This is a genomic window from Streptomyces sp. NPDC052773, assembly GCF_044547145.1.
Taxonomy (GTDB): Bacteria; Actinomycetota; Actinomycetes; order Streptomycetales; family Streptomycetaceae; genus Streptomyces.
Genome location: NZ_JBITZX010000001.1, coordinates 441,306 through 463,855, shown reverse-complemented (window position 1 = coordinate 463,855; position 22,550 = coordinate 441,306). Strand labels below are relative to the sequence as shown.

The 22,550-nt window shown below is 71.7% G+C and carries 20 protein-coding genes; 6 read left to right on the top strand and 14 right to left on the bottom strand.

Features of this window, described 5'->3' with window-relative positions:
* Positions 1-301: 301 nt before the first annotated feature.
* From argG to ACIG0D_RS02200, 4 genes are read right to left on the bottom strand one after another with little or no spacing between them, the layout of a single operon-like run.
* Positions 302-1,756, bottom strand: a complete 1,455-nt coding sequence (argG, locus tag ACIG0D_RS02215) for an argininosuccinate synthase (protein ID WP_399795726.1) — start codon at positions 1,754-1,756, stop codon at positions 302-304.
* Between the two features lie 47 nt (positions 1,757-1,803).
* Positions 1,804-2,250 (bottom strand): NUDIX hydrolase, encoded by a 447-nt coding sequence (locus tag ACIG0D_RS02210; protein ID WP_399795724.1) that lies wholly within the window; start codon positions 2,248-2,250, stop codon positions 1,804-1,806.
* 9 nt (positions 2,251-2,259) lie between these two features.
* A complete protein-coding gene (locus ACIG0D_RS02205) occupies positions 2,260-3,150 on the bottom strand; it encodes a pyridoxamine 5'-phosphate oxidase family protein (RefSeq protein WP_399795723.1) in 891 nt (296 codons plus the stop codon).
* A complete protein-coding gene (locus tag ACIG0D_RS02200; protein ID WP_399795721.1) occupies positions 3,150-3,629 on the bottom strand; it encodes a VOC family protein in 480 nt (159 codons plus the stop codon). The genes ACIG0D_RS02205 and ACIG0D_RS02200 overlap by 1 nt, the downstream gene beginning before the upstream one ends.
* Before the next feature lie 110 nt (positions 3,630-3,739).
* Here ACIG0D_RS02200 and ACIG0D_RS02195 point away from each other — a divergent pair, with 110 nt between their 5' ends.
* Positions 3,740-4,294 (top strand): CGNR zinc finger domain-containing protein, encoded by a 555-nt coding sequence (locus ACIG0D_RS02195; protein WP_399795719.1) that lies wholly within the window; start codon positions 3,740-3,742, stop codon positions 4,292-4,294.
* Positions 4,295-4,482: 188 nt separating this feature from the next.
* On the top strand, positions 4,483-7,791 hold the full coding sequence (locus ACIG0D_RS02190; RefSeq protein ID WP_399795717.1) for a S8 family serine peptidase: 3,309 nt from the start codon (positions 4,483-4,485) through the stop codon (positions 7,789-7,791).
* A gap of 70 nt (positions 7,792-7,861) precedes the next feature.
* On the opposite strand, the gene ACIG0D_RS02185 is transcribed toward ACIG0D_RS02190, so the two are convergent.
* Positions 7,862-8,641, bottom strand: coding sequence for a hypothetical protein (locus ACIG0D_RS02185; protein ID WP_399795716.1), 780 nt, complete (start codon positions 8,639-8,641; stop codon positions 7,862-7,864).
* 1 nt (position 8,642) lies between these two features.
* Positions 8,643-9,245 carry an RNA polymerase sigma factor gene (locus ACIG0D_RS02180; protein ID WP_399795715.1) on the bottom strand — a complete coding sequence of 201 codons (603 nt, stop codon included), beginning with the start codon at positions 9,243-9,245 and terminating at the stop codon, positions 8,643-8,645.
* 399 nt (positions 9,246-9,644) lie between these two features.
* Between ACIG0D_RS02180 and ACIG0D_RS02175 the strand changes: the two genes are divergently transcribed.
* Positions 9,645-10,673, top strand: a complete 1,029-nt coding sequence (locus tag ACIG0D_RS02175) for an aspartate-semialdehyde dehydrogenase (RefSeq protein ID WP_399795714.1) — start codon at positions 9,645-9,647, stop codon at positions 10,671-10,673.
* Positions 10,674-10,776: 103 nt separating this feature from the next.
* Here ACIG0D_RS02175 and ACIG0D_RS02170 read toward each other — a convergent pair whose 3' ends face one another.
* Positions 10,777-11,271, bottom strand: coding sequence for a DUF1203 domain-containing protein (locus ACIG0D_RS02170; RefSeq protein ID WP_399795713.1), 495 nt, complete (start codon positions 11,269-11,271; stop codon positions 10,777-10,779).
* Between the two features lie 112 nt (positions 11,272-11,383).
* Here ACIG0D_RS02170 and pepN point away from each other — a divergent pair, with 112 nt between their 5' ends.
* Both pepN and ACIG0D_RS02160 read left to right on the top strand, forming a co-directional pair.
* Complete coding sequence (pepN, locus tag ACIG0D_RS02165; protein WP_399795712.1) at positions 11,384-13,969, top strand: aminopeptidase N; 2,586 nt, start codon at positions 11,384-11,386, stop codon at positions 13,967-13,969.
* A gap of 156 nt (positions 13,970-14,125) precedes the next feature.
* Positions 14,126-14,752, top strand: coding sequence for an NADPH-dependent F420 reductase (locus tag ACIG0D_RS02160; protein WP_399795711.1), 627 nt, complete (start codon positions 14,126-14,128; stop codon positions 14,750-14,752).
* Between the two features lie 8 nt (positions 14,753-14,760).
* On the opposite strand, the gene ACIG0D_RS02155 is transcribed toward ACIG0D_RS02160, so the two are convergent.
* From ACIG0D_RS02155 to ACIG0D_RS02140, 4 genes are all read right to left on the bottom strand, one after another.
* Entirely contained in the window at positions 14,761-15,516 is a 756-nt protein-coding gene (locus ACIG0D_RS02155; protein ID WP_399795710.1) for a DUF6193 family natural product biosynthesis protein, read from the bottom strand.
* 81 nt (positions 15,517-15,597) lie between these two features.
* Entirely contained in the window at positions 15,598-15,807 is a 210-nt protein-coding gene (locus ACIG0D_RS02150) for a hypothetical protein (protein WP_399795709.1), read from the bottom strand.
* 313 nt (positions 15,808-16,120) lie between these two features.
* Positions 16,121-17,572: an MFS transporter gene (locus tag ACIG0D_RS02145; RefSeq protein ID WP_399795707.1), complete on the bottom strand. Its 1,452-nt coding sequence runs from the start codon at positions 17,570-17,572 to the stop codon at positions 16,121-16,123.
* 128 nt (positions 17,573-17,700) lie between these two features.
* Positions 17,701-18,207, bottom strand: coding sequence for a nuclear transport factor 2 family protein (locus ACIG0D_RS02140; RefSeq protein ID WP_399795705.1), 507 nt, complete (start codon positions 18,205-18,207; stop codon positions 17,701-17,703).
* Between the two features lie 513 nt (positions 18,208-18,720).
* Between ACIG0D_RS02140 and ACIG0D_RS02135 the strand changes: the two genes are divergently transcribed.
* A complete protein-coding gene (locus ACIG0D_RS02135) occupies positions 18,721-19,221 on the top strand; it encodes a MarR family winged helix-turn-helix transcriptional regulator (protein WP_399795703.1) in 501 nt (166 codons plus the stop codon).
* A 414-nt stretch (positions 19,222-19,635) separates the two neighbouring features.
* On the opposite strand, the gene ACIG0D_RS02130 is transcribed toward ACIG0D_RS02135, so the two are convergent.
* The 3 genes from ACIG0D_RS02130 to ACIG0D_RS02120 all read right to left on the bottom strand — a co-directional run bounded on the left by ACIG0D_RS02130 (position 19,636) and on the right by ACIG0D_RS02120 (position 22,534).
* Complete coding sequence (locus ACIG0D_RS02130) at positions 19,636-20,280, bottom strand: isochorismatase family protein (RefSeq protein ID WP_399795701.1); 645 nt, start codon at positions 20,278-20,280, stop codon at positions 19,636-19,638.
* A 417-nt stretch (positions 20,281-20,697) separates the two neighbouring features.
* On the bottom strand, positions 20,698-21,600 hold the full coding sequence (locus ACIG0D_RS02125) for a LysR family transcriptional regulator (protein ID WP_399795699.1): 903 nt from the start codon (positions 21,598-21,600) through the stop codon (positions 20,698-20,700).
* A gap of 31 nt (positions 21,601-21,631) precedes the next feature.
* Entirely contained in the window at positions 21,632-22,534 is a 903-nt protein-coding gene (locus ACIG0D_RS02120; RefSeq protein ID WP_399796339.1) for a DMT family transporter, read from the bottom strand.
* Positions 22,535-22,550 lie beyond the last annotated feature (16 nt).

Genomic DNA, 22,550 nt, shown 5'->3' with positions numbered 1-22,550 from the left:
GGATGGTTGGCAGCGGGGATGACCTGCGTGTGAACGCGGCGGCAACGGGCAGCACCGATCACCGTACGTGGATCTCGCACCACCCGGCGCGTCCGCGACCGCTCCTTCGCAGGCCGGGAACGGGTCACTCCGCGTTCATCTCACGGGGTACGCGGGGGTGGAACAGTCGGGGGACGAGCAGGGGGGACGAGCACGGGGGGGGACGCACAGGGGGGACGCACAGGGGGCGCGCAGGCGGAGTACGACGACGGGCCCCGGCGGAGGTGTTCCGCCGGGGCCCGTGGCGCCCAAGGCCGGTGGGTCAGTCCGTGCCGGACTCCATCGCGGCACGGTCCAGCAGCGCGTCCTCCTCGGAGACCTCGCCGCGGGAGGCGATGGCCTCGGCGCCGCCCTCGGACAGCTCCGGCATGGTGCCGATCAGGCCGGTGGCGGCGGCCTGGGAGGCGCCGATGGTGGGGCTGCCGGTGCCGATCAGGCCGAGGCCCGCGTACTGCTCCAGCTTGGCGCGGGAGTCGGCGATGTCGAGGTTGCGCATGGTGAGCTGGCCGATCCGGTCCACCGGGCCGAACGCGGAGTCCTCGGTGCGCTCCATGGACAGCTTGTCCGGGTGGTAGCTGAACGCCGGGCCCGTGGTGTCGAGGATCGAGTAGTCCTCGCCGCGCCGCAGCCGGAGGGTGACCTCGCCGGTGACGGCCGCGCCGACCCAGCGCTGGAGCGACTCGCGGATCATCAGCGCCTGCGGGTCCAGCCAGCGGCCCTCGTACATCAGCCGGCCGAGGCGGCGGCCCTCGTTGTGGTACTGGGCGAGGGTGTCCTCGTTGTGGATGGCGTTGACCAGGCGCTCGTAGGCGGCGTGCAGCAGGGCCATGCCCGGGGCCTCGTAGATGCCGCGGCTCTTGGCCTCGATGATCCGGTTCTCGATCTGGTCGGACATGCCCAGGCCGTGACGGCCGCCGACGGCGTTGGCCTCCATCACCAGGTCGACGGCGGAGGCGAACTCCTTGCCGTTGATCGTCACCGGGCGGCCCTGCTCGAAGCCGATCGTCACGTCCTCGGTGGCGATCTCGACCTCGGGGTCCCAGAACCGCACGCCCATGATGGGCTCGACGGTCTCGATGCCGGTGTCCAGGTGCTCCAGGGTCTTGGCCTCGTGGGTGGCGCCCCAGATGTTGGCGTCGGTGGAGTACGCCTTCTCCGCGGAGTCCCGGTAGGGCAGGTTGTGGGCGACCAGCCACTCCGACATCTCCTTGCGGCCGCCCAGCTCGGTGACGAAGTTCGCGTCGAGCCAGGGCTTGTAGATCCGCAGGTTCGGGTTGGCGAGCAGTCCGTAGCGGTAGAACCGCTCGATGTCGTTGCCCTTGAAGGTCGAGCCGTCGCCCCAGATCTGGACGTCGTCCTCGAGCATCGCCCGGACCAGCAGGGTGCCGGTGACGGCGCGGCCGAGCGGCGTGGTGTTGAAGTAGGCGCGCCCGCCCGATCGGATGTGGAACGCGCCGCAGGTCAACGCGGCCAGGCCCTCCTCGACCAGCGCCGCGCGGCAGTCGACCAGGCGCGCGACCTCGGCGCCGTAGGTCTTGGCGCGGCCGGGCACCGAGGCGATGTCGGGCTCGTCGTACTGGCCGATGTCGGCGGTGTACGTGCACGGGATGGCGCCCTTGTCGCGCATCCAGGCGACGGCGACCGAGGTGTCGAGCCCGCCGGAGAAGGCGATGCCGACGCGCTCGCCGACAGGGAGGGAGGTGAGGACCTTGGACATGGCAAAACTATGCAACAACTCGCATTGTCATGCAAGCCCGCGCATGATCATGCACCTCCGCCGGGTCCCCGCTCCCGCCACATCCGCAGCCCGATGTCCACGAGCGGCACCCTGACCAGCCCGGCCACCGCGTCCAGGTCGTGCCAGGCGGCCATGTCCGTCGACCCCCCGACCTCGAACGTCAGCTCGCCGCCGGTGACCCGCCCCGCGTACAGCAGCCGTACGGAGTGATGGTCGACGGGGCGGCGCAGGCCCCGGCGCGGGAACGGGCGGCGGAAGGAGTGCACGCCGAGGAGACCGGTCACCTCGATGCGGTAGCCGGTCTCCTCCAGCAGTTCCCTGCGGACCGTGTCGTGCGGATCCTCGCCGTGTTCCATGCCGCCGCCCGGCAGCACCCACTCGGGTGTGCCGTCCTCGGCCGGGGAGCGGGCCAGCAGGACCCGGCCGTCACGGACGCACAGGGCGTAGGCCGCCACCCTCAACTTCTTCCGCATCCGGGGAACTTAGCGCGCGGGGAGCGGATTGGCCGGGGAGTATTCGGGTGCGGACCAGCGCAAGGGGAGCGCGGCCGGGGTCTCGACGGCCGCCGCGATCCGGAAGCGGACGACGCGGGCGCCGTCGGGCTCGAACCCGGTGCGCGCCTCGCCGGTCAGATGGAGGACCGTGCCCGTCGCCCAGTCCAGGATCAGCAGGCCCGCGCGCGGGTCGGCGGCCAGGTTGCCGAGGGTGAGGAACATGGCGTTGCCCGCGTAGTCGCGCCAGCTCACCTCGTGCGGCGAGTCGACCCGGAGGAAGCCGGGGTGCCCGCCGCGGTGGCTGGCGTCGGCGCCGTCCGGGTGCACGGTAGCCACGAACGCGGTGTCGGCCGCCGCGACGAACGCCGCCTGGTCGGCGGTGAGCGCGTCCCCGCGGCGCGGCGGCTGCGGCACGCGGTCCGCCACCACCTCGTACGACGCCCGCTTCTGCAGGTACTTCGGGCAGTTCGAGAACACCTGCCGTGCCGCCACCGCGAACCCCCGCGCGGTCGGCTCGGCCACGCCGTTCAGGCGCATCCGGCGGCGGGTGCGCGGGTCGAGGGCGATGGTGCCGACGGGGGTGCCGGGGGTCGCGAGGGCCGTGGCGAGCGGGTCGGCCGGGGACGGCCCGGCCGCGACGGAGATCCGGTGCGGGCCGGTGGCGCGGACGAAGCCGGGGGCGCCGGCCAGCGGTGAGGCCCACACCGCGCCGGTCCGCGGGTCCGCCGCGCCGACCACCAGCAGCGGCTGGAGTTCCAGGAAGGCCGCCGCCACCGGTCTGATGCCGGGCCCGATGGAGCGGCCCACGTGGTCGGCGAGGTCCCGCACGCCGACCCGTTCCTGCACAGCGAGCGAGCCCGCGTGGTAGACGCCGGACATCAGAAGAACCCGCAGGTGGGAGCGGACTCGTTGGGTGCGGGGGCGGCTTCCGCGCCGGTCGGTGCGTAGATCTCCAGGCGGATGCCGTCCGGGTCGTGGAAGAAGATGCCGCCCGACGCGGCGCCTTCCCGGTGGGCCACCACACCGTCGTACGCGAACTCGGCGCCGTACGCCCGCAGGGCCTCCTCGTACTCCCTGACCCGCTCGATCGAGCCGACCTCCAGGGCCAGGTGGTGCAGGCCGGAGCGGTCGGCGGCGAACGGCTGCTCCGCCTGCTCCCACAGGGCGAGGGCCAGGCGCTCCCCGTCGCCCAGGAGCGCGAACCGCCGGCCCTCCTCCTTGCCCTCGACGAGCAGTTCGAAGCCCAGGAGGTCCCGGTAGAAGGCGAGCGAGCGGCCGAGGTCGGTGACGTTCAGGCCGACGTGGCCGGTGCGCAGGGTCGTGGCTGTCGTTGCCGCGTCGGCTGTCGCGGTTGTCATGGCGGTCTCCTCCAGAAGTGTTCTAACCGGTGAGGATGACGTTAGTGGTTAGAGTCGAGGCCGTCAACCGGTGATTTACCCTTGAGGGGTTAGAACGGAAGGAGCCCCGGATGCCCGCCGCCACCCCCGGCCCGCGTGACCCCCGCCCCCTCACGGGCGAGCCGCTCGCGCTCGACCTGCTCAACACCCGCTGGGTCGAGGACGGCGCCCCGCGGGACCTGCTCGACGGCACGGAAGGGCTGACGGTCTGGCTCGCGGCGAACGGGCTGGACGGGCGGTTCGCCGCCGACGCGGACACCCTGCGCCACACCCTCCGGGCGCGCGACGCCCTGCTGGCGGCCGTGGACGGCTCGCTCGCGGCCGGCGCCGCGGCCGTGGACGCGGTCCTCGCGCACGGGCGGATCCGGGCCACGCTCACCGAGGCGGGACCGGGCGAGGAGGCCGAGTTCGAGGACGCCTCCTGGGGGCCGGGCTGGCTCGCCGCCCGGAACTATCTGACGCTGCTCGCCACCGCCCCGGACCGCGTCCGCCGCTGCGCCCACGAGGCCTGCGTGCTGCACTTCTTCGACACGTCACGCAACGGCACGCGCCGCTGGTGCTCGATGGCCGTGTGCGGAAACCGCGCCAAGGCGTCCCGGCACTACGCGCGGTCGAAGGACGCCTGAGGGGTGGGCGAGTTGCCGCCATCCGGGACGTATCGCCCATAACCCATCGCGGGTTTTCCCCATACATCCATATCGTTTCGGTCAACCTTCCCCAAACATCGGTCCCTTGGGTAAAGCTGAGCGGTCGTCCGGTGTCGCATTCCGGACGACAAGCGACACGCTCGTTCCCTCACCTGTAAGGGATGCCGATGACCCACACCCCCCAGAGCGATCCGATACCGGGCGCCAGACGCGTGGCCCGTATCGCCGTGGCCGCCGGTCTGGTGGCCGCGCTCTCCGCGGCCGGGCCGATACCCCTGGCCTTCGCCGCGGACCCGGCCGCCCCGGCCGCGGCGGCCGACCCGGACGTCAAGTCCGCCCACGACAAGCTCGGCTCCGACGACGCCGACCTGCTCGCCGAGGCCAAGGCCAACGGCGACAAGAGCGTGACCATGATGGTCGCCACCGCGCCCGGGCAGACCGAGCAGGTCGCGAAGCAGCTGGACTCCGTCGACGGCGGTCTCGTGGGCCGTACGTACGACAAGCTCGGCTACGTCCGCGCGACCGTCCCCACCGGCAAGGCCGACGCGGCGATCGCCGCCGCGGTGAAGCTGTCCTCCGTGCAGGCCATCGACCTGCGTGAGGAGATCCCGCTGGAGGACCCGTCGCCGAACGCGGGCGGCGCGAAGGGTGCGAGCGCCACCGGGAGCTACCCGGCCCCCGGCAAGGACACGCCCGCCGAGAACCCGTACAACCCGTCCTTCGAGACCGGCGCCGTCGAGTTCGTCGAGGACCACCCGAAGGCGGACGGGCGCGGCATCACCATCGGCATCCTGGACTCCGGTGTCGACCTCGGTCACCCGGCGCTGCAGAAGACGACGACCGGCGAGCGCAAGATCGTCGACTGGGTGACGGCGACCGACCCGGTCTCCGACGGTGACGGCACCTGGCGCCGGATGACCACCTCGGTGGCCGGCCCCACCTTCTCCATCACCACCTCCGCCCTCGGCACGGAGACCTTCAAGGCCCCCGAGGGCGCCTACCGGTTCAACTACTTCTCCGAGTCCGCCACCACCGGCGGCGACATGGCCGGGGACCTGAACCGCGACGGCGACAAGACGGACGTCTGGGGCGTGCTCTACGACGCCGCCGCCGGCACCGTCCGCGTCGACCTGAACGACGACCTCGACTTCACGAACGACGAGGCCATGAAGCCGTACAAGGACGGCTTCCAGATCGGTTACTTCGGAACCGACAACCCGGCCACCGAGATCGCCGAACGCATCCCGTTCGTCGTCGAGATCCGCAAGGACGTCGTCTACAACGCCTCCGGTGCCAAGGCCGACTACGTCAGCATCGGCGTCATCGAGGGCTCGCACGGCACCCACGTGGCCGGCATCACCGCCGCCAACGGCCTGTTCGGCGGCGAGATGAACGGCGCGGCGCCCGGCGCGAAGCTGGTCTCCTCGCGGGCCTGCACCTGGACCGGCGGCTGCACCAACGTCGCGCTCACCGAGGGCATGATCGACCTCGTCGTCAACCGCGGCGTCGACATCGTCAACATGTCGATCGGCGGCCTGCCGGCGCTGAACGACGGCAACAACGCCCGCTCGGCGCTCTACACCCGTCTGATCGACGAGTACGGCGTCCAGCTGGTGATCTCCGCGGGCAACTCCGGCCCCGGCACCAACACCATCGGCGACCCCGCCCTCTCCGACAAGGTGATCTCGGTCGGCGCGACCATCTCCAAGGAGACCTGGGCCGCCAACTACGGCTCCGCGGTGGAGAAGGACTACGCGATGATGCCGTTCTCCTCGCGCGGTCCGCGTGAGGACGGCGGCTTCACGCCGACCCTGGCCGCGCCCGGCGCGGCGATCAACACCACGCAGACCTGGTCGCCCGGCGGCCCGGTCGCCGAGGCCGGCTACAGCCTGCCGCCCGGCTACTCCATGCTCCAGGGCACCTCGATGGCCTCCCCGCAGGCCACCGGCGCCGCCGCGCTGCTGCTGTCCGCCGCCAAGCGCAAGGGCATCGAGCTGCCGCCCGCGACGCTGCGCACGGCGCTCACCTCGACCGCCGACCACATCCCGGGCACCCAGGCCTACGAGGAGGGCGCGGGCCTGATCAACATCGTGGACGCCTGGGACGCCGTCCGGGACGGCGCCAAGGCCCACGAGTACACCGTCAAGGCGCCGGTCGACACCGCGATCGACCAGTTCCTGAAGACCCCGGGCTTCGGCACCGGCCTCTACGACCGCGAGGGCGGTCTGAAGGCCGGCCAGAAGAAGACGTACGAGATCACCCTGACCCGCACCTCCGGTGCCGACCGCGCCATCCGGCACGAGCTGCACCTGGAGAACAACGCGGGCGGCACCTTCCGCATCGTCGGCTCCGACGAGGTGAACCTGCCGCTGAACCAGCCCGTCACCGTCAAGGTGCAGGCCGCGCCGCGGTCCGCCGGGATCAAGAGCGCGATCCTCGAGGTCGACGACCCGCGCACCGAGGGCATCGACAAGCAGGTCCTCAACACGGTCGTGGTCTCCGCACCCCTCGAGTACACGTACGCGGCGTCCGGTTCGGTGCAGCGCAACAGCCACAAGTCGTACTTCGTGACCGTGCCCGAGGGCGCGACGTCGCTGGAGGTCGCGCTGGGCGGGCTGAAGGACAAGAGCCAGACCCGGTTCATCGCCATCCACCCGTACGGCGTCCCGGCCGACCCCACGTCGACCATCAGCTGCTACCCGAACTACGCCAACCCGGCCAACACCTGCCGCCCGGACGTGCGTTCGTACCCGAACCCGCAGCCGGGTGTCTGGGAGATCGAGGTCGAGTCGCGCCGTACGTCGCCGCTGCTGGACAACCCGTACAAGCTGGACGTCACCGTGCTCGGCGCGGCCTTCGACCCGGAGACCGTGACCGTGCCCGAGGCCGAGGTCGGCACCCCGGCCGCCGCCTCCTGGAAGGTGACCAACAAGTACGCCGCCCTCGAGGGCAAGCTGGTCGGCGGCCCGCTGGGCTCCTCCAAGACGGCCCGCCCGACCATCGCGAACGGTGCCACCCAGACCACCACGGTCCAGGTGCCCGAGGGCGCGCAGTCGCTGGACGTCACCATCGGCAACGTCTCCGACGCCGCCGCGGACCTCGACCTGGTCGTGAAGAACGCGGCCGGCGACGAGGTCGGCAGCTCCGCCGACGGCGACTCGGAGGAGTCGGTCTCCGTGCCGAAGCCGGCGGCCGGCACGTACACCGTCGAGGTCATCGGCTACTCGGTGCCCGCCGGTTCCACCGCGTACGACTACCTGGACGTGTTCTTCTCCAGCGCGCTCGGCTCCGTCACGGTCGACGAGTCCGCGCCGGTGAAGCTCGGCACGGGTGCGTCGGCGACGGTCTCCGGCAAGGTCACCGCCGAAGCCGCCGCGCCCGAGGGGCGTGAGTTCTTCGGCCAGGTGCAGCTGGTCAACGCGCGCGGCACGGTCGCGGGCGTGGGCAGCGTGAAGATCGAGAAGGTCACGCCGTAACAGCGGCGGGACTGCGGGGCGGGCGTCCGGTGCGGGCGCCCGCCCCTTTCTCATGGGTTCCCGCGGGTTCTCATGGGCAGGTGGTGGCCCGCGCCTGCGGCAGCGTCTCGACGATGACGCGCCGCTGCGGGGCGATGTCCTCCTCGCCGACGAACCACAGATCGGCCGCGTCGCCCCCGCGCGGGACGGCGACCAGGACGTGATCGCCCTCGCGGAGGTGGCGGGGGGCGCCGAAGGCGGGCTCGTCGCCCTTGACGAAGGTGGCCCTGTCCCCGCTGCCGCCGGTGGGCCGGTAGGACCGGGTGACGTCCAGGGTGACGCGTTCCTCGCCGCTGCCCGGGACCGGGACCACGCCGGTCACCTTCCCCTCCACCAGCAGCCGGGTGCAGGCGAGATAGGCGGGTGACCCGAGCGGCCCCTGCGACTTCTGCGCGCTCTCGGCACCCTTGTCGGCCGCGCCGCTCGCCGCGTCGTCGACCCCCTGCCCCGCCTGGACGACCAGCCATCCCATCCCCAGGAAGACGGCCAGGGCGGCGGCGAGCCCGAGACCGTTCCGCACCCTCCGCAGGGCCCGCCGCCGGGGCTGCGGCGAGGGCACGGGTACGGGCTCGGGCTCGGGGCGGGCCGCCGGACGGGAGGCGGGCTCCGGCTCCGGCTCCGGCTCGGTGAGGGCGTGCGCGATGATGCCCAGCTGTTCCCGCAGCAGGGCCACGTCGGCCTCGGCGGAGCGGTACTCGGCCAGGAGGGCGGGGTCCGTGCGGGCGGTGTCCGGCAGGGGCTCCCCGGTGAGGACGGCCATCAGGGGGTCGTCGCGGTCGTAGCCGCCCCGCCCGTCGTGTTCGACGGTCACGTCACACCACCTCGTCCTCGTGCAGCCGGGCGCGCAGGGCCCGGACCGCCGTGTGCAGCCTGCTCTTGACCGTGCCTTCCGGGATGCCGAGTTCCTCGGCGATGGAGCGCACCGGCAGGTCGGCGTAGAACCGCAGGACGACCACCTGCCGCTGGGCGTCGGGCAGCTCGTCCAGGCCCTGGGCGACGGCGACGGAGAGCACGCTGGTGTCCTCGCCGGACGGATGCTCGAGCTGCCGCAGCGAGGCGAGACGTTCGCCGACGCGCTCCTGGCGGCGTTTGGCGCGGTGCCAGTCCACCGCGAGGTTGGAGGCGACGACGGCCGCCCACGCGGAGACGTCCCGCGGCGCCTCGCGTCCGCTCGCGGCGCGCTCCAGCAACCGCAGGCGGACCTGCTGCACCCCGTCCGGCAGGTCCGCCTGCGGCACCCCGCCGAGCGCGAGCACCGCCCGCACCCGTCGTTCCTGCGCCGCGTCCAGCGGATCGTCGGCGCCGTGGTCACCCCGGTCCCCGCGGACCTCAGGGTCCCTGCGGACCCCCCGGTCCGGCCGGTCCCCCCGGTCCGCCCCCTGGCCGCGGCGGGCCATTCTGCGCAGCACAGCCACCCCTCTCCTCGCCGCGTTTCCCCTATGACGCGGCGGGCGGCGGAAACGTTCGGCGGATCCGGGAAGGAAGACGCGGTGTCGTACGTCACACGGGAGCCGAAACCGAGACGCCGCTCACGCGACCGGGGCGTCCGCGCGGCGCCCGCAGCGGCGCGCCGGGGCGGACGAAAACCTGTTCCCACCGGGCCGAGTCGGCAGAGCTTGCGGCCCGCGCCCGGTCCCGGGCGGAATTCTCCGGGCCCGCGACCGGGGCCGCGATACGCCCCCAGGGTGCCGCTGACCAGGACTGATCGTCCACGCATCGGGCAAAGGATTGGACACACCGGCCCCGGTCCCCCGCATGATGGAAGGGTCCCGGCCGCCCGGGCACGCACAGACACGCCACGCAGAGGAGTCCCCGTGAAGGTAGGAATCGTCGGAGCCACCGGCCAGGTCGGCACGGTCATGCGCAGGATCCTCGCCGAGCGGGACTTCCCGGTCGACGAGCTGCGTCTGTTCGCCTCGGCCCGCTCGGCGGGGACGGTCCTCGACGGGATCACGGTGGAGGACGCGTCCACGGCCGACTACACCGGTCTGGACATCGTGCTGTTCTCGGCGGGCGGCGCCACCTCCAAGGCGCTGGCCGAGAAGGTCGCCGCCCAGGGCGCGGTCGTGATCGACAACTCCTCCGCCTGGCGGCGCGACCCCGAGGTCCCGCTGGTGGTGTCCGAGGTGAACCCGCACGCGGTCGCCAACCGCCCGAAGGGCATCATCGCCAACCCGAACTGCACCACGATGGCCGCGATGCCCGTGCTGAAGCCGCTGCACGCGGAGGCGGGCCTGGAGGCCCTGGTGGTGGCCACCTACCAGGCCGTGTCCGGTTCCGGCCTCGCGGGTGTCGACGAGCTGTTCGAGCAGGTCCAGAAGGTCGGCGCGGACGCCCCCCAGCTCACCCACGACGGCTCGGCCGCCGAGTACCCGGCGCCGAACAAGTACGTCGCGCCGATCGCGTACAACGTCCTCCCGCTGGCCGGCTCCATCGTCGACGACGGTCTGAACGAGACGGACGAGGAGCAGAAGCTCCGCAACGAGTCCCGCAAGATCCTGGAGATCCCCGAGCTGAAGGTCTCCGGCACCTGTGTGCGCGTCCCGGTCTTCACCGGCCACTCCCTCCAGGTCAACGCCCGCTTCGCCCGCCCGATCAGCGTCGAGCGCGCCAAGGAACTGCTGGCCGGCGCCCCCGGCGTCGCCCTCACCGAGGTGCCGACCCCGCTCCAGGCGGCCGGGCAGGACCCGTCGTTCGTCGGCCGTATCCGCCGCGACGAGACGGTGGAGAACGGTCTCGCCTTCTTCGTCTCCAACGACAACCTGCGCAAGGGCGCGGCCCTGAACGCGGTGCAGATCGCGGAGCTGGTGGCGGCGGAGCTGACCACCAAGCGCGAGCAGTAGGCAGAGCCGCGGCAGAGCGGCAGGGGGCGGTCACCGGATGCCGGTGACCGCCCCCTCTCGCATGCGCCGGTCCGGCTCGGCGCCGGGCCGGGGTGTGGCCGGCCTACGGCCGCCGTACCTCGTACAGGAAGCACCCGTACTCGACCGCCCGCACATGCACCAGCGCCACCTCGGGGTCGGCGTAGGCCTGCGCGACGGCGGTCTCGAAGGACTCCGGCTCGGTCACCAGGTGTCCGCCGAGGATGCGGCCGTCGGCCGAGTAGCGGCGCAGCACGCGGTGGGAGTTCGTGAAGGGCAGGCCGGCGCCCTCGCGGCCGGGACCGGAGTCGGGGCCGGGGCAGTCGACCGCGTGGATGAAGACGGGGCCCTGCTCGTCGTAGGCACCGGGGTCGGCGCCGGTGCGGGCCGCCCAGCGGCGCAGCGGGGCGTAGGAGACCAGGGCGATCGTCTCGCCGGGGGTGCTGCGGCGCAGGCAGCAGCGCAGCGGGGCGCCGCCCTCCTCGTCGGTCACGGGAACCGTCGCGCGGCCCGCGTCGTCGACGGAGCGCAGCTCCTTCAGGACCTCCGGCGGGACGGGGTGTGCGGTGTACGTCGTCATGGGCCCAGGTTCACGCGCGCGCGACCCGTTCACCGGCGGGAAACGGACATCGCGTTCGGTGCGGGTCCCGTGGAAGGATGGCGCAACCCACACATATCGAGGAGATGACCGCGTGCCTGGCACAAACCTGACTCGCGAAGAGGCGCAGCAGCGGGCGAAGCTGCTCACCGTTGACTCGTACGAGGTCGATCTCGACCTCTCCGGCGCGCAGGAGGGCGGCACCTTCCGGTCCGTGACCACGGTCCGCTTCGACGTCGCCGCGGAGAACGGTGCCGAGTCGTTCATCGACCTGGTGGCCCCGGCCGTCCACGAGGTCGTCCTCAACGGGGACGCCCTCGACCCCGCCGAGGTCTTCAAGGACTCCCGCATCGCCCTGCCCGGCCTGCTCCAGGGCCGCAACGTCCTGCGGGTGACCGCCGACTGCGCGTACACCAACACGGGCGAGGGCCTGCACCGTTTCGTCGACCCGGTCGACGACCAGGCCTACCTCTACACCCAGTTCGAGGTGCCGGACGCCCGCCGGGTGTTCGCGAGTTTCGAGCAGCCGGACCTGAAGGCGACCTTCCAGTTCACCGTGAAGGCGCCGGAGGGCTGGACCGTCATCTCCAACTCGCCGACCCCGGAGCCCAAGGACAACGTCTGGGAGTTCGAGCCGACGCCGCGCATCTCGTCGTACATCACCGCGCTCATCGTCGGCCCGTACCACAGCGTCCACAGCGTCTACGAGAAGGACGGGCAGAGCGTGCCGCTCGGCATCTACTGCCGTCCGTCGCTCGCCGAGTTCCTGGACGCGGACGCCATCTTCGAGGTGACCCGGCAGGGCTTCGACTGGTTCCAGGAGAAGTTCGACTACGCGTACCCGTTCAAGAAGTACGACCAGCTGTTCGTACCGGAGTTCAACGCGGGCGCGATGGAGAACGCGGGCGCGGTGACGATCCGCGACCAGTACGTGTTCCGGTCGAAGGTGACGGACGCGGCGTACGAGGTGCGCGCGGAGACCATCCTGCACGAGCTGGCCCACATGTGGTTCGGCGACCTCGTCACCATGGAGTGGTGGAACGACCTGTGGCTGAACGAGTCGTTCGCCACCTACACGTCGATCGCCTGCCAGGCCGCCGCGCCCGGCTCGCGCTGGCCGCACTCGTGGACCACGTTCGCCAACTCGATGAAGACGTGGGCGTACCGGCAGGACCAGCTGCCGTCCACGCACCCGATCATGGCGGACATCCGCGACCTGGACGACGTGCTCGTCAACTTCGACGGCATCACGTACGCCAAGGGCGCGAGCGTGCTGAAGCAGCTCGTCGCGTACGTCGGCGAGGACGAGTTCTTCCGCGGTGTGCAGGCGTACTTCAAGCGCCACGCGTTCGGCAACACGCGCCTGTCCGACCTGCTGGGCGCGCTGGAGGAGACCTCCGGCCGTGACCTGAAGACCTGGTCGAAGAAGTGGCTGGAGACCGCGGGCATCAACGTCCTGCGCCCGGAGATCGTCACGGACGCCGACGGGGTCGTCACCTCCTTCGGCATCCGCCAGGAGGCCCCCGCGCTGCCCGCCGGCGCCAAGGGCGAGCCGACGCTGCGCCCGCACCGCGTCGCGGTCGGCCTGTACGACCTCGACGACGCGTCCGGCAAGCTGGTGCGCACCGAGCGCGTCGAGCTGGACGTCGACGGCGAACTGACGGACGTACCGCAGCTCGTGGGCAAGCGCCGCCCGGCGGTCGTGCTGCTCAACGACGACGACCTGTCGTACGCCAAGGTGCGGCTCGACGAGGCGTCGCTGAGGACCGTCACCGAGCACCTGGGCGACTTCGCGGAGTCCCTGCCGCGCGCCCTGTGCTGGGCGTCCGCGTGGGACATGACGCGCGACGGGGAGCTGGCGACCCGCGACTACCTGTCCCTGGTGCTGTCCGGCATCGGCAAGGAGTCCGACATCGGCGTGGTGCAGTCGCTGCACCGCCAGGTGAAGCTGGCGATCGACCTGTACGCCGACCCGGCCGCCCGCGAGACGCTGCTGACCCGCTGGACCGACGCCACGCTGGCCCACCTGCGGTCCGCCGCGGCGGGCAGCGACCACCAGCTGGCGTGGGCGCGGGCGTTCGCGGCGACGGCCCGCACGCCGGAGCAGCTCGACCTGCTGGAGGGCCTGCTGGACGGCTCGCAGTCGATCGAGGGCCTGGTCGTGGACACCGAGCTGCGCTGGGCGTTCGTGCAGCGGCTGGCCGCGGTGGGCCGCTTCGACGAGGCGGAGATCGCCGCCGAGTACGAGCGGGACAAGACGGCGGCGGGCGAGCGGCACGCCGCCACGGCCCGCGCCGCCCGCCCGACGGCCGAGGCGAAGGCGGAGGCCTGGGCGTCGGTCGTGGAGTCGGACAAGCTGCCGAACGCCGTGCAGGAGGCGGTGATCTCCGGCTTCGTCCAGACCGACCAGCGGGACCTGCTGGCGCCGTACGCCGACAAGTTCTTCGAGGTGGTCAAGGACGTGTGGGAGTCCCGCTCGCACGAGATGGCCCAGCAGATCGCCGTCGGCCTGTACCCGTCGGTCCAGGTCTCGCAGGAGACGCTGGACAAGACGGACGCGTGGCTCGCCTCCGCGGAGCCGGGCGCGGCGCTGCGCCGGCTGGTCTCGGAGTCGCGGGCGGGCGTCGAGCGCGCGCTGAAGGCCCAGGCGGCGGACGCGGCGGCGGGCGCCGCGCAGTAACCCTCTCCTGGGAGTAGCCCTTTGTGGGGGGCGCCCGGTGCCGTGCCGGGCGCCCCCTCTTGGGGTCTAGGACTCATGGGCTACGGCTGATGGGGTACGGCGAACCCCTCCGCGGAGGGACGCGCGCACGGGCCCCGGCGGCCTACCGTCGAGGACATGAAGATCGCCATTCTCGGAACGGGCACGGTGGGCCGCCACCTCGCCCAGGGCTGGCTGCGCGCCGGTCACGACGTCGTCCTCGGTTCACGCAAGCCGGAGGAGGCCCGGCCGCGCGCCGAGGGCCTGCCGGTGACGGACCTCGCCTCGGCCGTCGCCGACGCACCGGTCGTGGTCAACGCGACGCCGGGCACGGCGTCGGTGGAACTGCTCACCTCCGTGGGAGCGGACGCGCTGGCCGGAAAGGTGCTGCTGGACGTCGCCGTCGGCTTCACCGAGGACGGCGACCTGTCGCACCTCGGTGAGAGCTTGGGCGAGGAGATCCAGCGGACGTTCCCCGCGACCCGGGTCGTCAAGTCGCTCTGCACCGTCGACCGCAAGCTGATGGTCGCGCCCGACTCGGTCGAGGGCCCCTCCACCCTGTTCCTGTCCGGCGAGGACGCGGACGCCAAGCACACGGTCCGCGGCCTCCTGCGCGACCTGGGCTGGCCGGAGGACTCCCTCCTCGACCTCGGCGGCATCACCACGGCCCGCGGCCAGGAGCACTACAGCCTGCTGTTCATCGGCATCGCCGAGGCCCTGGGTTCGTACGGCTTCGGGATACGGGTGGTGGAGGAGGCGGCCTGACGACCGGGTCACCCGCCGAGCGTGACCGGGCCGAGCCCGGACGGCAGATGCCGCACGGCCACCGCCACGGCCTCCCGCGCGGTGGCGAACCGGCCGAGGTCCGAGGAGGCGATGCCCCTGCCCACCCCGTACAGGCCGTCGCTGCCGGCCGCCAGATGCGGTCCGACGACGGTCAGGTTCGGGCGGGTCGTGACCGAGAAGCGAAGCGCCCAGTGGCTGGTGAACGGATAGAGGGCGCGCAGCGCCGGCTCGGCGTAGGCCGTCTCGATCAGAGCCCGGTGGGTGTCCCGCCAGGCGTACTCCAGTTCGTCCGCCTCCCGGCGCAGGCCCTGCCACTCGGATTCCGCCATCAGCGCGGGATCCGGGTCGGGAGTCTCGATCCGTCCGGTCAGGTGCACGAAGGGCGCCACCCGGCGGATGCCGTCCAGCGCGGTCCCGTCGTGCCAGGCGCGGGCGGCGGCGGCGAGCTGCGCCAGGTCCGCGGTGTCGCCGTCGACCAGGGGCATGCCCTGGAACGGCTCCGTACCGCGGATCGACCACCGCCGCGCGTGCCGCGACGCGCTGATCCGGAGCGGTTCACGGTGCGGCAGGAGGCTTTCGACGGTCGCGTGCAGCAGGGGCTGGTGTTCCGAGGCCACGGAGGGGATGCCGCCGTGGCCGAGACAGCGCTCCGCCTCGGCCCGGAGCGCGGCGGCAAGGCTGCCGCGGGCCGCGACGTCGGGGTACGTGACGGCGGGATCGGCTGGCTGACTCGATGTGGGCACGGTTCCCCCTTGTTCGGTGGTCCGGGGCGGCGGCTGTCCGGTCCTCGCGCGCACCACGCGCCGCGTCCGGTCGGCGGGTGGCTAGCCGGGGCACTTCTCCCCGTTGGGCACGGCCTCGAAGAGGACGCTGTCCTCGATGATCTCGCCCGCGGCGGGGGTGGTGGAGCAGACCCGCCAGTTGCGGTCCCAGAGCTGGGCGCGGCCCTGTCCGGTCGCGTCCTCGGAGCTGAGATTGGTGAACCCGGCGCTCTGCGCCCGGTCCTGCGCCGTCTGCAGCTGCGAGCCGGTCATGTCGGGCAGCTCTTTCGTCGACGAACATCCGCTGACCGTCGCCAGAGCGAGCGCCGCCAAGCTGCGGAAAGTGTGCGAGCACGCCGACTCGTCATCATGGCCCCCCGTTGATCCCCGTGATCTCCGTCCCCCAGGAAGCGCGATCTTAGCCGTTCACTCGAACTGACGTCCCCAGGTGAGGAGGGCCGACCGTGCCGCCGTCGCGCGGTGTGCTCCTTCCGGGCGGACGAGGGCAGCAGGATGGCCGAGAGGCTTATGGCCCTGTCCGGGAGGCTCGGGGGTGTGTTGCGTAAATGGTCGCGAGGCGGGCGCTTCACCGGGTGGCCATGGACCGAGGCAGAAGCAGGACCACCACGACGCCGACCGCCGCGCATACGGCACCGAGTGCGAACACAGCGGTGAAGGCGCGCCCGCCCGGCAGTGCCGAGCCGGGGACCGAGTGGGTGCTGAGGATTGCAATGGCGGCCTGGGTGCCGATGACGCCACCGACTGTACGGACAACGGTGTTTAGGCCGTTGGCGGTGGCTATCGCATGTGGCGGAGCGAAGCGGACCACGAGTGACGGCAGTGCTGCGAAGCTCAAGGCGGCGCCCGTTCCCAGCAATACGGAATCGGCGAGCACCTGCGCGGGCGTGACGTGCCACAGTGACAACGCCAGGCTCCCGGCAAGCACAAGCAGCAGTCCTCCCAGCAGGGAGGCTCGGTGACCGAACACCCGCTCCAACGCCGGCACCAGTGGCGCCACCACGACTTGCAACAGCGCCGAGGGGAGCATGAGCAGGCCGGCGGCGGTGACGGTGAAACCGAATCCGCGAGCGGCGCCTTCCGGCCCGTGCGGCGGCAGTTGGGCCAGCATCGGCACGAGGAGGAAGAAGATCAGGGCTGCTGCATAGAAGAGCGCCGCAGCGCCATGAGTCAACAGCATCGGGCGGTCGAGGAAGATGCGCGGCTCGAGCAACGGGTGTGACACGCGCTTCTCGGCGACCGCCAGTGCGGCCAGGAGCACGGCAGCGGTGAGGAAGAGACCGAGAACGGGGAGGGACAGCCATCCGGCATGCGAGCCCTGGGTGATCGCCAGAAGCAGGGCCACCAGGCCGAGCGAGAGCAGGACGGTGCCCAGGACGTCGTGGGGCTCGTCCCGGCGCGCCGTGTCGTCGGGTATCCACCGGGCAACGAGCAGGAAGGCGACCGCGATGACGCCGGTGAGGACGGCGAACATCCATCTCCAGGAGGCGTGGTCGACCAGGAGGCCGCCGATGACGAAGCCCAGTCCGGTACCGGCCCCGATCATTGCCGACACGATCCCCAGGCCCTGGCCGATCCGCCGCGGCGGGAGCAGGGAGCCGATGAGGCCGAAGGACAGGGGAAGCGCGGCCGCCCCGGCCCCTTGCGCCGCGCGCGCCAGCAGCAGGAGGGGGAAGTTCCAGGCGAGGGCGGCCAGCGTGGTGCCGGCACCGAAGACGGCGAGTGAGGCTAGCAGGGTGCGGCGCTTGCCGCGCCGGTCGCCGAAGCGGGCGAGCACAGGAGTCAGGACGGCGCCGGACAGCAGGTAGAGGGTGAACACCCACGCGGCCCAGTCACCACTCACCCGGAAGTGCCGCTGGAACGTGGGGAGGGCCGGAGCGACCAGGGTCTGCAGCAGCCCGTAGGCCAGCACCGCGACCGACAGCGCGGCGACCACGCGGCCCGTGGATGGGCCGGTGTCCGGGTGGACGCTCCCGGGCGTGCCCGGGGAGAGGGAGGTGGCTCGGTCCTCCTGGGACATGATGACCTCTGTGTGGGACGGGCGACCGGCAGGATCGTCACAGCGCCGAGGGGACTCGGCACTGTGACGGCAGTCGGCTCCCCGAGCTGGGAGCGCGAGCGACGGGCAAGGTGCTCCGATCGGGCGTGTTACCGGCTCTGGGAAGCGAGTTCGTCGAGCGTCTGCACACGCTGGGAGATCTCCCATCTCCCATTCACCTTGCGGAGCTTGTCGGTGTAGGTGCCGGTGGCGTAGACGGCGTGTTCCTTCTCGGTCTCGGCGACCCAGTACCAGGAACGGGCCGTGGCGGTCGCGCCGTTGACCTCGATCACGGCGGGTCCGGTCATGTGCCGCTTGCCCTTGGTGAAGCCCTTCTCGGCCAGGTCGATGAACATGGCCTTGATCTGGGTCCGTCCGTCGGCGGAACCGAAGGGGCTGCGGTAACTGGCGTCCTTCGTGTACAGGTTCGCGTAGCCGTCGGCGTCCCTGAGGTCGATGTACATCTGGTGACGGTCTATCACCTCGCGGATGGCGAGCCTGTCGATGGCGGTGTCGCTCTCCGTGGCGATGGCGTTCCCGCCCAGCAGCAGGCCTGTGGCCGCGGCGCCCACCAGCACACCGATGGCGGGCGGGACGGCCCTCTGGATGGTCTTCATGTCGGCTCCTCGCACCGGACGATACTGGTAATTTTCTTGATAGTCACAACCTTGACTAACTCGATCGTATTCCAGTCCTCCGTGCGGCGTCCAGCGCCGGAGGAGCAAGGAGTGGCCGGCGCGAAGCCGCGAGGGGAGCAGGCTGAACGCATCGGGGAGGAATCCCGGGCCGCACACGGACAACCGGATTCCGGTCAGGATCGGGATCGGCGACTGCCGCGGTGAGCATGGATCCGCAGGCGGCGACAGACCTGCCGGCCCGTGTGGCGAAGACGGAAAACACGGGGGACCTTCCAGTCCGGCGGTGGGACGAACGGACCCGCAGCCGGTCACACACAGTCACGCCACGGAAGGCCGCTCACCGTGCGCAGCCTCTCGATCCGGACCCACGCCCCCATCACCGATGGCGCAGAACCAAGCCACGCCATGAAGGCGGCCCTGACCAGTCCCTCGGCGCCAGTTAATATCACAGATGGTGACAGTCAATAACGGTGACGAGGAGAGGGTGTCGTAGTGCGGCGCAGCGAACGGAAGCTCAAGGATCCGGATCTCGGAATCCTGTCCACGCGACTGCTCTTCTCGATCCAGAAGGAGCTCTTCGACACACTGGCCGAGCAAGGGCATCCCGACCTACGACCTCAGCACGGCGCCGTGCTGGGCTTCCTCGACGAGGAGGGCAGTCGGGCGACGGAGCTGTCGCGGCAGTCGGGGACCCATAAGCAGGTCATCGGCAACCTGGTCGACGAGCTGGAGGCCCTGGAGTACGTGGAGCGCCGGCCCGACCCCCGGGACCGGCGAGCCAAGCTGATCGTGCCCACCCGCCGAGGGCGGGACCAGATGCAGAAGTCGGACGCGATCATGGCCGCCATCGAGAAGCGGCACGCGGAGACGATCGGTGAGCGGGAGTACGCGGCGTTCAAAGGCGCCTTCCGGGAGATCACCACCCAACAGCTGGCCCAGTTCGACGAAGCCGCAGCCAGCAGGCGGGAGCCCCGCAACGGCACCGGCCGCTGATCACGAGTCACGGCAAGACCACCAGCGACACCGCCTCGCCAGTGGTCAGTTTAGTGACAGTCACGGTTGTTACTATAACCCATTCACTCAAGCCGCCGGCCCGGCCCCCTCAGGCGCCCGGATCATCACGAGGCGCCCTCCGGCGCCTGCACCACCCCGGCACCCTCGCGCCTCAGTCCACGATCTCGAAGTCGGCCCCTGGCTCGGGCGCGACGCCGACTCTGATCAGCTTCGGCATGACGACCCCTTCGGCACCCCGGGGCGACCACCTCAACCTATTAGTCAGTTTGTTGACCGTCAAGGTTATGACGATAGACAGGGGTCGCTCTCTTTTCGCGCGCGCCCCCCGGGGGGAGCTCCCGCGGGCGCGGTTACGGGGGCCGGCCCGCAGGAGCGGCTCGGTGGCGGGACGGCTCAGCCGTTCTTGGAGTAAGCGGCCGACAGCTGACCCACCAGCGCGGCGAACGGCATGTCCACCGCCCCGTAGAGCTCGTAGGCCTTCGGGTCGGCGTTGTCGGCGAGGATCTCGACCATCGTGGTGGCGTAGTCGGTGACGATGACACCCGCCTGCTGCATCCGCAGCAGGCCCACCGTGCGCTTGGTCTCGCTGAAGGTGCCGGAGGCGTCGATGGCCGCGTAGGCGTCGTAGCCGACGGACGTCGCGGAGATCGCCGGGAAGGCGACGCACACCTCGATGGAGATGCCCGCGATGATCAGCTTCTTGCGGCCGGTGGCCTCCACGGCCCGACGGACCCGAGGCTCGTCCCAGGCGTTGACGGTGCTGCGGTCGATCACCTCGAGATCCGAGGGGAGGACCTCGGTCAGCTCAGGTACGAGCGGGCCCCACATGCCGTCCGCCATGGTGGTGGTCACCACGGTGGGGATGTCGAGCACCTGAGCCGCCTTCGCCAGAGCGGTCACGTTGTGCTTGAGCATGGCGACCTCGATGTCACGGACCCCAGTGAACAGGCCGACCTGGTGGTCGACGAGCAGCAGGGCGGCATTGTCGCGGGTCAGCGGCTCGTGGAAGCGGTCGATTCCGGAGACGTTCTCAGTCATGAAGCTTCTCCTGCATAGGGGGCGGTCACCCGCCCGGGTGAAGGGGCGGCCATCCACCCCGCCCATTTAGTCAATCTAGTGATAGTCACTAACATTGACCACTTGGGAGACTATTCCCGAGCCGACGGATAGACAAGATCGCGCGCCGTGCGGCTCTCAGCTGGGGACAGCGCAGCCGCCAACGCGGGAAGCAGAGCTGGACCGCAGACCCGCTGGGCCGTTTCAGTACGGGCCGTTTGCCCGGACCACAGGGCCGGCGTCGACAGGATGTGCCCGCGGCCGACGGATGATGAGTCCATTGCCCCTGCCTGCGGGTCCGGCACACACTCCGGGAGTCGGCGGCGCTCTGTGGGGCTGACGCACAGAATGCCCTCAGCGGTGCTCGGCGGGCGCTCCACTGCGGTGACACTGGAGCACTCAGCCCCGCCCCGCCGCCTCCCGCAGCGCCGCCAGCGCCCGGCCCACCGTCGGCGCCTCCTCAGCCCCCTTGCGTACGGCCGCCACCACATGCCGATACGGCCGGTCCGCGGTGAGTTCGCGCATCACCACGCCTTCGCGGCGGGCGCCGACCATGCGGGGGACGAGGGCGACGCCCATGCCGGCCTCGACCATGGCCAGGATCGCGGTCCAGCCCGCCGCGGAGTGTCCCTGGACGGGGCGGAAACCGGCGGCCTCGCAGGCGGCGCGGGTGATGTCGGACCAGGGGCCGCTGCCGCCGAAGATCCACGGTTCGGCGGCGAGGTCGGCGAGCCGCACCTGCTCCGCACCGGCCAGCGCGTGGTCCTGGGGCAGGGCGAGGTCGAGGGGGTCGGCGAGCAGGGGGAGAACGGTGAAGCGGGGGTCGGCCGCCGTGGGGGCCTGGGCGGCGAGGGAGAGGGCGAGGTCCACGTCACCGGCGGCCAGGAGGTCGTACGCCTCACCGGCCTCGGTCTCGCGGACCCGTACCGTCACTCCCGGATGGGCCGTCCGCAAGGCCCGTACGGCCGGGACGACCAGCGCCGGTACGGCGGTGGAGAACGCGCCGACCCGCACCTCGCCGACCTCGCCGCGCGCGTAGGCGGCCAACTCGGCGTCCGCCCGCTCCAGTTGCTCGAACACCGCCTCGGCGTGCCGGAGCACGAGCCGGGCGGCGTCGGTGAGCCGTACCCGCCGCCCCTGGGCCTGGAGCAGCGGGACGCCGAGCCGGCGGGAGAGGTTCGTCAGCTGCTGGGAGACGGCCGACGGGGTCATCCGCAGCGCCTCGGCCGTCGCGGTGACGGTCTCGCGTTCGCGCAGGGTGCGCAGGATGTGGAGCTTGCGGATGTCCCACTCGGCGGCCATGGCGGTCAACCTACGCCAGGCGGCCGGCGGATCAGCGGCGCGCCCCGAGCACGACCCCGCCCAGGATCAGGCCCATGCACCCGAACTGCGCCCAGCCGGTGGCCTCGCCCAGCACCGCCCAGGACAGCAGGGCCACGCAGACCGGCTGGAGGTAGTAGACGACTCCGGCGCGGCTCGGGCCGACCAGTGCGATGGCCCGGTTCCAGGCGAAGAAGGCGACGGCGGAGGAGGCGATCCCGACGTACAGCAGAGGCAGCACGGTGCCCGCCGTGGGTGCGAAACCGCCCTGGGCGGCGAGGCTCACGGCCTGCGCGGGCAGCAGCAGGACGGTGCCGATCAGGAAGGTGGTGAACAGGAAGGCCGTACCGCCGAGTTCGGCGGGCTTGTGGCGGAGCAGGGCGCTGTAGGTGCCGAAGCAGCAGGCGGCGGCGATCATCCACAGGTCGCCGGCGGCGAAGTGGGCGCCGTCCCGGCCGATCAGCAGCAGGACGCCGGCGCAGGCGGTCAGCAGCCCGGCGACCCGGCGGGCGCCGAGCCGCACTCCGCCCGCCCGCTCGTACACCGCCATCAGCACCGGCGAGGCGGCCATGATCATGCCCATGGTGGCGGCCGGGGTGGTCACGGCGGCCTGGTTGACGAGGGTGTTGTAGACGGTGACGCCGAGGAAGGACGCGAGGACGACGAACCCGAGGTGACGCCTGATCAGTTCCCGTTGCCGCCAGGCCTGCCGGGCGCCGAAGGGGGCGACGACCGCGAGCGCCACCACCCAGCGCCAGAACGCGTGCTGCACGGGCGGGACGCTGTCGTGCAGGGCCCGGGAGGTGACGAAGGAGCCGGACCAGACGACCGTGGCGAGGACGGCGAGGGTGATCCCGAGGACGGGGGCGGCGGGGGCCTTCGCCGAGTCCGAGGTGCGGGTGGGGGTCCTGTGCAGGACGGCTGCCACGGAG

Bases quoted from the DNA above. Each gene is read 5' to 3' on its own strand.
- argG (WP_399795726.1), bottom strand. From the start codon at position 1,756: ATGTCCAAGGTCCTCACCTCCCTCCCTGTCGGCGAGCGCGTCGGCATC.
- ACIG0D_RS02195 (WP_399795719.1), top strand. From the start codon at position 3,740: ATGCCCGCCGCCACCCCCGGCCCGCGTGACCCCCGCCCCCTCACGGGC.
- ACIG0D_RS02210 (WP_399795724.1), bottom strand. From the start codon at position 2,250: ATGCGGAAGAAGTTGAGGGTGGCGGCCTACGCCCTGTGCGTCCGTGAC.
- ACIG0D_RS02150 (WP_399795709.1), bottom strand. From the start codon at position 15,807: ATGACCGGCTCGCAGCTGCAGACGGCGCAGGACCGGGCGCAGAGCGCC.
- ACIG0D_RS02190 (WP_399795717.1), top strand. From the start codon at position 4,483: ATGACCCACACCCCCCAGAGCGATCCGATACCGGGCGCCAGACGCGTG.
- ACIG0D_RS02205 (WP_399795723.1), bottom strand. From the start codon at position 3,150: ATGTCCGGCGTCTACCACGCGGGCTCGCTCGCTGTGCAGGAACGGGTC.
- ACIG0D_RS02140 (WP_399795705.1), bottom strand. From the start codon at position 18,207: ATGAAGACCATCCAGAGGGCCGTCCCGCCCGCCATCGGTGTGCTGGTG.
- ACIG0D_RS02145 (WP_399795707.1), bottom strand. From the start codon at position 17,572: ATGTCCCAGGAGGACCGAGCCACCTCCCTCTCCCCGGGCACGCCCGGG.
- ACIG0D_RS02200 (WP_399795721.1), bottom strand. From the start codon at position 3,629: ATGACAACCGCGACAGCCGACGCGGCAACGACAGCCACGACCCTGCGC.
- ACIG0D_RS02170 (WP_399795713.1), bottom strand. From the start codon at position 11,271: ATGACGACGTACACCGCACACCCCGTCCCGCCGGAGGTCCTGAAGGAG.
- ACIG0D_RS02130 (WP_399795701.1), bottom strand. From the start codon at position 20,280: ATGACTGAGAACGTCTCCGGAATCGACCGCTTCCACGAGCCGCTGACC.
- ACIG0D_RS02160 (WP_399795711.1), top strand. From the start codon at position 14,126: ATGAAGATCGCCATTCTCGGAACGGGCACGGTGGGCCGCCACCTCGCC.
- ACIG0D_RS02125 (WP_399795699.1), bottom strand. From the start codon at position 21,600: ATGGCCGCCGAGTGGGACATCCGCAAGCTCCACATCCTGCGCACCCTG.